Origin of the sequence: Serpentinimonas barnesii (genome assembly GCF_000696225.1) — a bacterium.
In the GTDB taxonomy this organism is placed as follows: domain Bacteria; phylum Pseudomonadota; class Gammaproteobacteria; order Burkholderiales; family Burkholderiaceae_C; genus Serpentinimonas; species Serpentinimonas barnesii.
In genome coordinates this window covers 17,932-31,146 of sequence record NZ_BAWN01000009.1, presented here as the reverse complement: position 1 = coordinate 31,146, position 13,215 = coordinate 17,932, and the positions used below count along the sequence as shown (strand labels likewise).

Below are 13,215 nucleotides of genomic sequence, written 5' to 3'. Positions count from 1 at the left end.
CTAGTCCACGTAATCCATCTCATGGATGGCGTCGCGCAGGGCCAGCAGCGGGTTGACCCCAGAATCGTTGTTGCCGTGGTCAGCGGGTCCTTGGCCAGCTTGGTCCACCGCCTCGACCCACGCTGCGCTGGGCTTGAGCCGGTGGCGGCGCACCAGTTCGATCAATAAACGCGCTTGCGTGGCGCGATCGGCCTGGCTGGGCCACTGCGCCAGATCGGCGCGCAGGCGGCGCCGGCGCACGCGGCGCCACACCAACCCCCACAAACCCGAGCCGAAGGCCACCACGCCCAAGGCGAAAAACGCCCACCAGAAATACACACTGCCGGGCACGCCGGCCAAGGGTGCCTCAGAGGGTACGATGAATGATTGATGCGGTGTGCGGTCGGTGAACATGCTAGAACAGGGGCAGGGCGCCCGGTGCGGGCGCAAAGCGGGCAGTGTACAGCGCCGGTTCTGGCTACCCGCTTGGCGCTGTTGGTGCAGCAACGGCATCGAGCCGGTAGCCCAGCCCGCGCACGGTCTTGATCAGGGCCAGTTCGTGCCCCTCGTCGACTTTGGCGCGCAGGCGCCGGATATAGACCTCGACCACGTTGGTGAGCGGGTCCTCGTAGCTGCCCCAGACGTTGGCCAAAATGCGCTCGCGGCTGTGCAGGCGCCCGGGCGCGCTCATGAGCAGCTCCAGCAGCGCCAGCTCCTTGGCTGTCAGGTGCAAGGCGCGGCCGGCGCGCCAGCACTGCATCTGGTCGCGGTCAAACAGCAAGTCGGCCACCTGCAGCGTGCGCGCGCCCTGCGCCAGCGCCGAAGGGCGGCGCAACAGCGCCTCGATGCGCGCCAGCAGCTCATCGAAGGCAAAGGGCTTGCCCAGATAGTCGTCGGCCCCGCAGCGCAAGCCCGTGACACGGTCTTCCACCCCGTCCAGCGCCGTGAGCATGAGCACCGGCATTGGCAGGCGCTCGGCGCGCAGCCGCTGACACAGCTCGATGCCGCTCATGCCCGGCAGCATCAGGTCGAGCAGCAGCAGGTCGCAGGGGTGCTGGCGCAGGCGCAGCAGCGCCTCTTCGGCGCTGGCTACGCGCTGGGTGGTGTAGCCTTCAGCGGCCAGGCCCCGACGCAAAAAGTCGGCTACCCGGTCGTCGTCTTCCACGATCAGCAAGTACATGGTGGCGGTGCCTGGATGGAGTTGGCCGAAGTTCGAAGGCTGGGGCGAAGGGCGAAAAAAGCAAAGGCCGATTATGGGTTGCCAGCGCGGCTATGCGAGCCCCACAGTGGCGGCCAGCGGCAACTCGATGGTGACGCGGGTGCCACCGGCCGCCCGCGCTTCGATGACTATGCTGCCCCGGTGCGCCAGCACGATGGCGCGCGCGATCGACAAGCCCAGCCCCAAGCCCTCGGGGCTGCGCTGGCGCGCCGCCTCGCTGCGAAAATAGGGTTCGAACACCTGTTCGGCTTGCTCGGGGTCGATGCCCATGCCGCTGTCGCTGATGCCGATGCGCAGGCACTGCGCCGCCGCATCGGGCTCGGCCTCGATCTGCACCTGGCTGCCGGCGGCGCTGTAGCGCACCGCGTTGTCGAGCACGATCACCAGCGCCTGCTGCAATTTGTCGAGGTCGGCATCGAGCAGGCAAGCGCAGGCCGCATCAGTGGCCAAATCGCGCAGTTCGATGCCCCGGTTCGAGGCGATGGCCTGCATTTGGTGCAGCGCCCCTTGCACCACGGCGCGCACGGGCACGGGTGCAAAGGCGTAACTTTGTGCGCTGGCATTGGAACGCGCCAGCCGCACCAGTTCCTGCACCCGCTGGCCCAGCGCGCCGGCTGCCTGGACGATGCGCTCGAGGGCGCTGCGGTAAACGGCTTGCTGGGACTCGGATGGTGCTTCGGCATGGAACCCTTGCCCTCGCTCACCGCCAGCGCGCCCGCCGCTGCGCAAGGCGATTTCGGCCTCACCCCGGATCACCGTGACCGGGGTGCGCAATTCGTGGCTGATTTCGGCAAAAAACTGCTGCCGCCGCGCATCGGCTTTTAACAGTGCCTCGTGGCTGCGCATCAGGGCTTGGGTGCGCTCGGCCACGGCGGCATCGAGCCCGGCGCGCAGGGCCTCGCTTTGGCGCCGGTTGGTATCGAGTTGCAGGGCCAGCGCATTGAGCTGCAGCCCGATTTGGGCAAATTCGTCGGCATGGGGGCTTATCGGGCGCTGCCGGTAGTCGCCCTCGGCCAGCGCTTGCGTGGATTGCAGCAGCCGCCTAAACGGCCGATGCAGCCGGCGCACGAAATAGCCCGCCGCCAGCAAACCCCACAGCGCCGACAACAGCACCAGCCCCACGCTGGAGCGTTGCAAGGTGGCCAGCGCCTGCTTTTGCTGCGCCATGGCCTGCTCGGTGGCGTCGCGCTGCTGCGCGATGGCGGCGGCCAGCACCTGGCGCATGTCGCGCCCGCCGTGGTGGTCAAACACCGTGGTGGCTTGTGCCCACATCAGCGCCTGATCGGCGGCCGGGCTGTGTGCGGCGGCACCGGCTTGGAGCAGATAGGCTTGCATGGCCTCAAAGTTGGCGCGCAGCAGCGTGATCGGCTGCTGCATGATGGGTGGGCTCAGCTGCTGCCCGGAAGGGGATTGCGTGCCCGCTGTGACTGTGTCTGAGGCGTACCAGCGATCTGGCGCCAACTGCGCTTGCAAGCGCCCCAGTTCTGCCAAGGACCGATCCATTTCATGCAACAACTTGGCGCGCTGATCCGCGCTGCCTTGGCCAGTCAGGGCCGCGCCCGCCAGCCAGACCAGCAAACGCTGCTTGTTGGCCGCCAGCGCTTGGTACTCGGTCAGCATTTGCTGGGCGTCGCGGGTGAGGGCCGACTGCGCGCTGGCGCTGCGCACCGCCCACACCGAAAAAGCCGCCTGCACCGCGCTGAGCAGGATCAGCACCGCAAAAGCCAGGGTCAGGCGGCTGAGCAACACGGCCGATCAGGAGCCGGTGAAGGGCAGCGAGGAGTGGTGCAGCACGATGCGCAGGTTGCCTTGCGGGTCGAGCCGGTAGCCCCAGGTTTTGTCAACCGTGGTGCGGGTGCCGTCGCGGTTGGTCAGGGTGACGTTGCCCATGGTTTTGGCGACGTCGCCATGAATCAGCACGGCGGCGTTGCGCACCTCCACGTTGGTCCAGCCCTTGAGGGCAAAGCCGCGGTCGTTCGGGAACGCTGGGTTGTTGCCCACGAAGTAAGCCAGCGCGCCTTCGCGGGTGGTGCGAAAGGTGTGCGGGGCGGTGGTCAGGGTGGGCTTGAACAACACCGGGCCCATTTGGTAGCCGTAAGCAGCATCGAGCACGGCCGAGGCGGTGGCGGTGGCACGCGCAATGCCGCCGCTGGCGAAATCGCTGCTGATTTGCACCAGCGCCCGGCCCCAAGCCTGCTGTGCCGCCAGCACCTGGGCTTCGGTGATGGTGCGTGCCGGGGTGGCGCGTGCCGCCGTGGCCGCGTGTGCAGCAGGCGTGGCCGCCGTGGTGGCGGCTGCGCCCCCCGCAGCATGCGAATGGGCGAGCGAAGAAAAGGCCAAGCCGGCGCCCAGAAGGGTAGCGCCCAAAAGATTGCGATTCAACATCCGAAAGTCCTTTGCATGGGGTGACAACAAGGGGCGAAGCCCAATCGCCTGCCCCAAAACCGATTTCACCCCAGCCAGCTTGGCAGGGCATGACAAGCGCATGAACGGGTGCTGAAGTTTGGATGAATGGCAGATGAACGAGGCGCTGCGAATTACAAAAGCCGTGCTCGGTGCCCCTGAGCCGTCAGCAAGGACACCGCTTTTTGATCAAAGGAAACAAAGGTTTCTCCACCCAGCCAACGGCCCTCGTAAGCGATCACGCCATCGGCAAAATCCCCGCCTGCATCGAGCACCGACAGACCTGCCTCAACGGCCGGCCGGTTCACTTCCACATTGGCGGCAGCCAATAGTGCGCGGATCGAGGCAGCGGCGTCGGCGGGTTGAAAGCCGTAAACCCTGAGCAGCACCCACACGAACTCGCACAGGCAAGGGAGCGCGACCGCAATCGATTCGGCATCGGCCAAGGTCTGGGCGGCACGGCGCGCTTGCGCGGGGTCGTCGCACACCACCGCACGCACCAGCACGTTGGTATCGACGGCCACCTTCATTGTTTGCCAGCCCAGCCCTGCGCGGCGGCTTGGTTGATTTCCTCCAAACTGGCAACCTTCGTGGTCCGGTTCGCCAGCAGCCCAACGAAGCCATCGATGGTGGCGGTGCGCCGGGCTGCCTGGAGCACGCCGCGGCCATCGGGCAGCAAATCCAGCTCGATCTGGTCCCCGGGCCGGATGCCAAGGTGTTGCAACACGTCTTTTCTGAAGGTCACTTGCCCGCGTGCGGTAACGGTCAGTGTGGTCACGGTGTCCTCACATGCGCTGATTGAAGACGTGTATGGTAATGCAAAAATGCCTTACTGTGCGATTTTTTATGCCACCGCCACACCGGCCAAACGCTGGCGCAAGGCACGCACCGCACTGCCCGGCGTGCTGAGCACTGGAACCCGAACCCGTTGCGCCACCCGATTGGCTGCGCGCGCCATGCTGAACTGCGCCAAGGCGATCACGTTGCAGCCTTGGGCCTGCAATTGCAGCGCGGCGTCGGCCACCAAGGCATCGTGGGTGTCGGGGTCGCCGCGTTGCAGGGATTGCATGGCCGCAGGCACGCAGGCGCTAAGCACCTGCACGGATGGCCCAAACTCAGCCGGCATGGAGGCCAACGTGGGCTCGAACGAGGCGATCAAGCCAACCCGGCCGCCGATGCGGGAGGCTTCCTCGATCATGGCTTGGTTGGGCTTGAGCACCGGCAGCGTGGGGTGGCGCGCCGCCACGGCCTCGATGCAGGGCCCAAAGGCCGAACAGGTAAACAAAATGGCTTGCGCACCCGAAAACACGGCGTAATCGGCCAGCCGCTCAAAACGCTGCTGCATGGTTTGCTCTAGGCCTGTAGCGCTGGCGTGCAGGTCGGCCGCAAGGCTGTCGTCGAGCAAATTCATGCGCAGCGCCTCGGGCCAGGCGCGCTCAAACTCGGCGTTGATCGGCTCCACCGAGAGCGCCAGCGCATGGATCAAAGCGATGCGCGCGGCCATTCAATTCGCAGACACGGGCCCATGGGCCGGCAAGGCTGCCGCACGTCGGCGCTGCAGGGCAACGATCAAGCCCAGCAAAGCCAAGGCCGGGATGAAAAACCACTCCGGTGCGGGCCGTTGCGTAGGCACATCGAGCCCGGTGATGCGAAAGCCCTGCTCGATGCCTTGGCGCTCGGCCACGCTGCGCATTTGCACCGCCATGACCATATAAGCTTGGCCATCGAACATGGCGGTGATGCCGGCGTGGCGCAGGCGCTGCGTGGCGTCGCCCGCAGGCCCAAGCGGCAACAAAACCCCCTTGCGGATGTCGTCGCCCTCGAGGTTCATGCCTTCTACCAAGAGCCGCTTGCTGGCATCGTCTGGGGCGGTTTCAAGCGCCTGCACCATCTCCGGGCCGCTCAAGGAGGCATAGGGCGGCTCCACCATGTCCATCCAGAAGTTGGGGCGAAACAGGGTGAAGCAAATCAGCAGCAAAGCCACGGCTTCATACCAGCGGTTGCGGGCAAAAAAGTACCCCTGGGTAGCGGCGGCAAAGACCAGCATCGCCACCGTGGCCGTTACCACCGTCAGCACCAGATCGAAGGGTCCAGTCAGGCCGATTAGCAACAATTGGGTGTTGAAGATGAACAGGAAGGGCAAAATTGCGGTGCGCATGCTGTAAGCAAATGCGGTTACCCCGGTTTTGATGGGGTCGCTGCGCGCAATGGCCGAGGCGGCTATCGAGGCCAAACCCACGGGTGGCGTCACGTCGGCCATCAGCCCAAAATAAAACACAAACAAGTGCACCGCAATGAGCGGCACGATCAGCCCCTGTTGCGCCCCCAGTTCCACAATCACCGGCGCCATGAGCGTGGCGACCACGATGTAATTGGCGGTGGTCGGTAAACCCATGCCCAGCACCAGGCAAATCAAGGCCACCAGCAGCAGCATCAGCATCAAATTGCCGCCCGAGAGGATTTCCACCAGTTCGGTCATGACCTGTCCGACACCGGTGAGCGAGACCGTGCCCACCACGATACCGGCCGCTGCAGTGGCCAGGCCTATGCCCACCATGCTCTGCGCCCCCAGGGCCAAACCGTCGATGAGGTCGCGCACCGCGTGCATGAAATTGGCTGCCACACGCCGGTCGCCGCGCATCAGGCCGAGCAGGGGTTTTTGCGTCAGGATCAGGAAGATCAGGAACGCCGTGGCCCAAAACGCCGACAGCGCGGGCGAAAGTTGCTCGACCATCAAACACCACACCAGCACCACCACCGCCAGCAGGTAATGCAGCCCCGATTTAACGGTCGGGCCGGTTTCGGGCAATTCAAACAAGGGGGAATTGGGGTCGTCCAATTCCAATTCGGGCATTTTGGAGCTAAACCACAGCAGGCCCAGATAGGCCGCCAGCAGCATGAGCAAAATCACCGGCACCGCCGCCTCACCCAGTGCGCCGCGTATGAAGCCGACGCTGTAATAGGTGAGGCCGGCCAGCACGATGAAGCCGGTTACAGTGGTCAACACCGAGAGCATGCGCTGCGCAAAGGTGGAGGCGTGCCGGCGCGGCAAACCCTGCATATTGGCTTTAACGGCCTCTAGGTGAACGATGTAGAACAGCGCGATGTAGGAAATGATGGCCGGCAACAAGGCGTGCTTCATCACCTCGACGTAGGGAATGCCCACGTATTCCACCATCAAAAACGCTGCAGCGCCCATCACCGGCGGCATGATCTGCCCGTTGACCGAAGCCGACACCTCGACCGCACCGGCTTGGTCGGGGCGGTAGCCCACGCGCTTCATCAGCGGAATGGTGAAGGTGCCGGTGGTAACCACGTTGGCAATCGATGAGCCGGAAATCACCCCGGTGGCGGCAGACGCCACCACCGCCGCTTTGGCCGGCCCGCCGCGCATATGCCCCAGCAGGGCAAAAGCGCTTTTGATAAAGTAATTGCCCGCACCCGCCTTGGCCAGCAGCGAACCAAACAGCACGAACAGAAAAATGAACCCGCTCGACACCCCCAGGGCAATGCCAAATACCCCTTCGGTGGTGAGCCAGAAATGCGATACCGCACGGTTAATGGAGGCCCCTTGGTGCGCCATCAGGTCGGGCATGAAGGGGCCGGCAAAGGTGTAGAACAAAAACACCAGCGCCACAATCACCATCGGCAGGCCCAGCACGCGCCGGGTGGCTTCGAGCAGCAGCACGCAGCCCACAGCCGCAACATACACATCCATCGGGGTGGGCAAGCCTGGCCGCGCCGCCAATTCTTGGTAAAACAAATACAAGTAGGCGGCACAAAAGGCCCCTACCGAGGCCAGCACCCAGTCCAGCACAGGCACCCGGTCGCGCGGCGAGCGTTTGCGGGCCGGAAACAGCATGAAAGCCAGAAACACCGCAAAAGCCAAGTGGATGGAGCGGCTTTCGGTGTGATCAAAAATAAAAATGCCCAAGGCAAAGGGCAGGGGAGAGGCGATCCAGAGCTGAAACAAAGACCAACTCACGGCCACGATCAGCAGCAATTTGGCGACTGCGGGGCCGGGTTTTCGGCCACCAGTATCGGCCTCTTCGACCATTTTATTGACATCGACCGCTGGAGCTGGGTCGGGCAGATGGGTAGCGCTCATCAATAGGCACCTGATTCAAAAATAGAGCTATTTCACAAGGGCAACAGCAAACGCCCAATGTCAGCTTGAGCCGACATTGGGCGCCAGATGGGGTATGCCCAGTCTAATGCGAAAGAAAGATCAGCGCATCCAGCCGCGCTCGCGGAAGTAGCGAGCGGCACCGGGGTGCAGCGGCGCGGCCAAGCCGTCGCGGATCATGGTTTCGTGGCTCAGGTTGCCCAGCGCCGGGTGCAGGCGGCGGAAGGCGTCGAAGTTTTCGAACACCGAGCGCACCAGCAGGTAAACCGATTCTTCCGAGGCGCTGGCCGATGTCACCAAGGTGGCGACCACACCGTAGGTTTGGATCGGTTGGTCGTTGCCGCGGTACATGCCGGCCGGGATGGTGGCGCGGGCGTAGAAGGGGTTCTCGGCGATCAGGCGGTCCACGGCCGGGCCGGTGATGTTGACCAGTCGCGCCCCGCAGGTGGTGACCGGGTCGAGAATGTTGGCGCTCGGGTGCCCGACGCCAAAGAAGAAGGCGTCGATGCGGTTGTCGCACAGCGCCGCGCCGTGCTCGTCTGGTCGCAGTTCGGAGGCGAGGCGGAAGTCAGCCGAGGTCCAACCCATGGCGGTAAGCAGTTTGTCCATGGACGCACGGTGCCCGGAGCCTGGGTTGCCAACGTTGACCCGGCGGCCACGCAGGTCGCTGAAGTTGCGCACATTGGCGTCGGCGCGAGCCAGCACGGTGAAGGGCTCAGGGTGGATCGAGAACACCGAACGCAGTTCTCGGAAGGGGCCGGCTTGCTGGAAGGTGCTGGTGCCGTGGAAGGCGTGGTGGTTCCAGTCGGACTGGGCGATGCCGAAGTCGAGGTCGCCAGCGCGGATGGTGTTGATGTTGGCCACCGAGCCGCCGGTGGACTCGACCGTACAGCGGATGCCATGGCGGGCCCGGTCTTGGTTGATCAGGCGGCAAATCGCCCCACCCACTGGGTAATAGACGCCGGTGAGGCCGCCGGTGCCGATGGTCATAAAGCGCTGCGGCGTTTGAGCGCTGGCCACGGGGGCAGCCGCCAAAGCCACGGCGGTGAGCGCGGCAACGGACAAGCCGGAGAGGATTTGCTTGAGGGTGGTTCTCATGGGACTAGGTGCTTCCAGAGGGGTTGAACGTGCGCAGCAATCGATGGGCGGCGCAACGCGCCCATTCGTGACGGGCGGGTGACAGTTTGTAACACAGCTCGCACACCCTCGAGCTCATGGTTTTCCAAGGGCAAGCAGAAAAAATTGCAAAACAGCCTAGCAAATTTCAAGCAAGGCGGTATCCAGCGCGGCGCGCAGCCGCTGCACGATCTGCGTGACCTCGGCTTCGTTAACGATGTAGGGCGGGGCCAGCAGGATGTGGTCGCCCACCTGGCCATCGACCGTGCCCCCCATGGGATAGACCATCAGGCCCTGCGCCATGGCGGCTTGCTTGATGCGCGCATGCAGGCGCAGCGTCGGATCAAACCACTGCTTGGTGCGGCGCTCGCGCACCAGTTCCAAGCCCCAGAACAGCCCGCGGCCTCGGATATCGCCCACGTGCGGGTGCAGAGCAAAAGTGGCTTGCAATTCCTGCTGCAACTGCTGGCCACGCAGGCGCACGGCGTGCAGCAAGTGTTCGCGCTCAATGACCTGCTGCACTGCCAGCGCGGCCGCGCAGGCCACCGCGTGCCCCAGATAGGTGTGGCCGTGCTGAAACAGCCCGCTGCCTGCCGACAAGGCCGCCACGATATGCCGCTGCGCCAGCACCGCGCCGATGGGCTGGTAGCCGCCCCCCAGACCTTTGGCTAGGGTGAGCAGATCGGGGCTGATGCCTTCTTGCTCGCAGGCGTGCAGGGTGCCGGTGCGGCCCATGCCGCACATCACTTCGTCGAGAATGAGCAAAATGCCGTGCCGGTCGCACAACTCGCGCACACCCTTGAAGTAGCCTGGCACCGGAGTCAGCACCCCCGCCGTGGCCCCCCCGACCGTTTCAGCCACAAAGGCGATTACGTTTTCACCACCCAGGCGCTCGATGGCGGCTTCGAGCTCGCGCAGCAAGCGTTGCCCGTACTGCTCGGGCGACTCATCCGGGGCGCAACCGCGATAGGGGTAGCAGGGCGCTACGTGCTCGACTTCGATCAGCAGCGGGCGAAACTGGGCCCGGCGCCACGCGTTGCCGCCCACCGCCAAAGCCCCCAAGGTGTTGCCGTGGTAGCTCTGGCGCCGGGCGATGAAGTGGCGCCGCTGCGGCTGCCCGATTTCCACAAAATACTGCCGCGCCAGCTTCAGGGCCGCTTCCACCGCCTCAGAGCCGCCACTGACGAAATAGGCGTGGCTCATGCCCTCGGGGGCGTGGGCCACCAAGTGGTCGGCCAGTTGCTCGGCCACTTCGGTGGTAAAAAAACTGGTGTGGGCGTAGGCTAGGCGGTCGATTTGCTGGTGCATGGCATGCAGCACCTCGGGGTGCCCGTGCCCCAGGCAGGAAACGGCTGCACCGCCCGAGGCGTCGAGGTAGCGCCGCCCTTGCTCGTCGGTGATCCAAGCCCCAAGCCCGCTCACCGCGCGCGGCGGCAGGTGCTGCAACTGGCGGTGCAGGATGCGGGTAACAGGCATAGCGTTTGATCGGCTTTCTTGCAGTCACCAAAGAAAAAACCCTTGTAAGCGCTTTGCCTGCAAAGGTTTTTAAGGTTTGGCGGAGAGAGCGGGACCCTCTCAAAAAACAAAAAAACCTTGAAGGATCAAAGGGTTGAGTAGCGAGTTGATGAAAAATCTCTTACCAAGGATGATACCACAAACAACCCCTCATTGCCTCTTCATAAAGGGGGTGAATTTTTTCCTTGCCCGTGACGATGATTTTATTGAAAAAATCTCTTCCTTTTCAGGTGTCAACTTTCTGACTTCTGCTTTTAAGTCGGTATTCTCAACCATCAGTTCCTCAATAAGCTGGCTATCATTCGTAGCCCTATTGATTGCATCTTTGTAAACATCTCTCCTCGCTTTTAGATTGTCCTCAATCTCTTTTAGCTTCCTCTCCTTCTCTGATAGCCTCTCTTGCTCCTTGCCGAGTTTTTCAGCCCATTGCTGAAAATCAAACAGATATTTTTCTTTCAGCGCCTTGTTCTGTTTCAGCAACCCATTAATGACAGGAGCAAACTTCTCCCTGATCTCTTCAATAGACACCTTGCTGCTTAAAAAATTGGTTTCAAGCCCTGTGATGGTGTCCTCAATCTTTTTTGAGTAGTCAGTGTTTAATGCTCTATTAACCACACTGTAGAATTCTTTTAATGATTTATGCTCCCTCATACTGCCCCTAACCCCTCTCTTGAGTCCTAATTCTATATTGTGTTTAGCGTGTTCTGTGTGTAAGTCAACTAAAAACTGCCTGTCATATCTTCTTGCATTCAAAGACCAGTTTTCAACCTCTTTGACCCCATACCTGTTTTTATACTGCTTGATGCTTTTTAACTCTGTTGAAATCATGAAGTGAATGTGAGGCGTCTTTTCGTCAAGATGAAGCACTCCCATTTGTAGCTGATCTCCAAATTTTTTCCTGAAAAAATTGGTTTGTTTGTCAGCCCACTCTTTGACCTCCCCTAATTTTTTCCCTTTGAAAAAATCAGGAGAGGCTGATACTACAAACTCCATCATCAGCACACTGTCCTTTCTCTCCTTCACGCCGAGCTTTTTATAGTATTCGGTCAGCTTTTCCTGCAAGTCCTGTGCCTTGGTCAAGTCGGCTCCCAGATCATTTACAAGAACCATATTCAGATGCGATCTGGTCTTGTCGATGTTGTGCTGATATCTTAACCTGAAGTTGTGCTCTGCACTTGCTGTGATTTGCGCTCTTGTCTTGACTTTTGCTGTTCTTAATATATTATTTGACATATGAGATGCCTCCTTCTATTTACTGCTCTCACATTAAATAGTATCGGAATTTATCTCGTAGTCAACTGATACAAATAGCTTTGTATCACTCACTATACAAACCTAGACCGCTACGCTAATCTAGGTTTGTGTGAGCCAAGGGGTAAACCCCTTGGAACCAAAAACAAAAAAGCACCCTAATAGGTGCCTTTTGTTTTATAGCCTGTGGCTGCCTAAATAAACGCTGCCAATTTAGCGAGCTTTAATTGCTGGCTTTCTACTTGCTTGAATAGAGCTTCTATGCTTTGCTTGCCTGTGTAGAAGTTGATGTTTACATTGTCCACCTCGTGCCCAATGTATTGACTTCGAGCCTCCAGGGAAACCCCATTTCTCATAAAAAAATCGTTAGTAAATTTTCTCAACGAATGGAAAACCAGCTTTTCTCTGCTGATTTTTAATTCCTCCAAGTGCCTGGAAAACTTCTTACCCACAGCATTGCCTGTCCCCTTGCCATCCCTTTGCATATATTTAAAGGCTGAAGTTTTACCCTTTAGAAATTCTTCTAAACCAAGCCCATCTAATATATCGGCACTTACTGGAACCTCTCTAACTCCTGCTAAAGTTTTACTTTGCATCACCTTGAAAACCCAAAACCCATCTTTCTTTTGAATCTCTTTGGCTTGAATGCCTGTCACTTCTGAAATTCTGCACCCTGTCAGCAAAGCAATCAATACAGCCCAGTAGTAATCAGCGTCTTTTTCCTTCTCGGTCTTGAAAGTTTCAGACCCGAAGAACTGCTTTATTTCTTCCTCTGTAAATATCGAATATCCATTTTTTATCTTGTCTTTCTTGCTTTGAAGGGTCCTGTTTTGAGCCGGGTTCTCGTTGAAGTAGTAGCCTTGTTTTATTGAAAAATAGAAAACTGTTCTGATTGTTGCAATCTTGTTGTCAATGGTTCTGATTGAATTGCCCTCTTTGGCTAGTTTTTCTTGATAGCGTGAAACGTCACCTTTGCCAATATCAGTGATAAATGGGTTTTTCAAAAATCCAGAAAAGTCTGTAATCGTGCTCTTGTAAGATTGCACCGTTGCGGTGCTCAGGTTCTTTTTCAGTAAAAAGAGCTTGTCTAGAACATCCCCAAGCCGAAGGCCCGACCTCTCCGAGCAAGCCCCTTTCAAGGGTTCCTCGGCAGAGCTTGATGGTTTCCTGACCCCCAGCCTCTCTACAAATTGCAGAGTTGTCAGCATGCGCTGGAAGTCATTTTCATCATTTGCCTTGAAGATGCCTTTGCCTATGTCAATCTCAAACTTTCTGATCATCACAGCCTCCAAAATCTTGCTTGCCTTGATGATAGCCACCTCTCTGGAAGCAGTCCTCAACGACCTTTTGAACTGCTGGCCACCTATCCTTGTGTGTAGGTAGTAGGTCTTGCCTCGCAGGTAAACGGGTAGTGCAAGCATGGTTTGCTACCATTTTTGCTACCACCCTCAAGGCAAAAAGCCTTGTAAGTGATTGACTTACAAGGCTTTTCTGGTTTTGGCGGAGAGAGCGGGATTCGAACCCGCGGTGGGGGTTAGCCCACACACGCTTTCCAGGCGTGCGACTTAAACCGCTCATCCATCTCTCCGGGTAGCCATAGATTCTA

Annotated in this window: 12 protein-coding genes and 1 tRNA gene; all 13 read right to left on the bottom strand. The window is 59.8% G+C overall.

Features of this window, described 5'->3' with window-relative positions; genetic code table 11:
- The gene (locus tag SRAH_RS03295; protein WP_029461927.1) at positions 1 to 393 is read right to left on the bottom strand and encodes a hypothetical protein; all 393 of its coding nucleotides are present in this window, start codon (positions 391 to 393) and stop codon (positions 1 to 3) included.
- A 64-nt stretch (positions 394 to 457) separates the two neighbouring features.
- Positions 458 to 1,159, bottom strand: coding sequence for a response regulator transcription factor (locus SRAH_RS03290; RefSeq protein WP_029461926.1), 702 nt, complete (start codon positions 1,157 to 1,159; stop codon positions 458 to 460).
- 90 nt (positions 1,160 to 1,249) lie between these two features.
- Positions 1,250 to 2,947 carry a sensor histidine kinase gene (locus tag SRAH_RS03285; RefSeq protein WP_029461925.1) on the bottom strand — a complete coding sequence of 566 codons (1,698 nt, stop codon included), beginning with the start codon at positions 2,945 to 2,947 and terminating at the stop codon, positions 1,250 to 1,252.
- Positions 2,948 to 2,953: 6 nt separating this feature from the next.
- A complete protein-coding gene (locus SRAH_RS03280; protein ID WP_149028916.1) occupies positions 2,954 to 3,565 on the bottom strand; it encodes a metal-independent carbonic anhydrase family protein in 612 nt (203 codons plus the stop codon).
- Positions 3,566 to 3,735: 170 nt separating this feature from the next.
- Positions 3,736 to 4,131 (bottom strand): type II toxin-antitoxin system VapC family toxin, encoded by a 396-nt coding sequence (locus SRAH_RS03275; RefSeq protein WP_029461923.1) that lies wholly within the window; start codon positions 4,129 to 4,131, stop codon positions 3,736 to 3,738.
- Entirely contained in the window at positions 4,128 to 4,379 is a 252-nt protein-coding gene (locus tag SRAH_RS03270; protein ID WP_029461922.1) for an AbrB/MazE/SpoVT family DNA-binding domain-containing protein, read from the bottom strand. Before SRAH_RS03270 ends, SRAH_RS03275 begins: the two co-directional genes overlap by 4 nt.
- A gap of 66 nt (positions 4,380 to 4,445) precedes the next feature.
- Positions 4,446 to 5,105: an aspartate/glutamate racemase family protein gene (locus tag SRAH_RS03265; RefSeq protein WP_029461921.1), complete on the bottom strand. Its 660-nt coding sequence runs from the start codon at positions 5,103 to 5,105 to the stop codon at positions 4,446 to 4,448.
- A complete protein-coding gene (locus tag SRAH_RS03260; RefSeq protein ID WP_045476017.1) occupies positions 5,106 to 7,709 on the bottom strand; it encodes a TRAP transporter permease in 2,604 nt (867 codons plus the stop codon).
- Between the two features lie 120 nt (positions 7,710 to 7,829).
- Positions 7,830 to 8,825, bottom strand: coding sequence for a TAXI family TRAP transporter solute-binding subunit (locus tag SRAH_RS03255; protein ID WP_029461919.1), 996 nt, complete (start codon positions 8,823 to 8,825; stop codon positions 7,830 to 7,832).
- A gap of 156 nt (positions 8,826 to 8,981) precedes the next feature.
- A complete protein-coding gene (locus SRAH_RS03250; protein WP_029461918.1) occupies positions 8,982 to 10,319 on the bottom strand; it encodes an aspartate aminotransferase family protein in 1,338 nt (445 codons plus the stop codon).
- Between the two features lie 189 nt (positions 10,320 to 10,508).
- Complete coding sequence (mobV, locus tag SRAH_RS03245; protein ID WP_076606972.1) at positions 10,509 to 11,591, bottom strand: MobV family relaxase; 1,083 nt, start codon at positions 11,589 to 11,591, stop codon at positions 10,509 to 10,511.
- 212 nt (positions 11,592 to 11,803) lie between these two features.
- The gene (locus SRAH_RS03240; RefSeq protein WP_029461916.1) at positions 11,804 to 13,030 is read right to left on the bottom strand and encodes a tyrosine-type recombinase/integrase; all 1,227 of its coding nucleotides are present in this window, start codon (positions 13,028 to 13,030) and stop codon (positions 11,804 to 11,806) included.
- Positions 13,031 to 13,107: 77 nt separating this feature from the next.
- Positions 13,108 to 13,197: transfer RNA gene (locus SRAH_RS03235), tRNA-Ser, on the bottom strand.
- Positions 13,198 to 13,215: the final 18 nt, after the last annotated feature.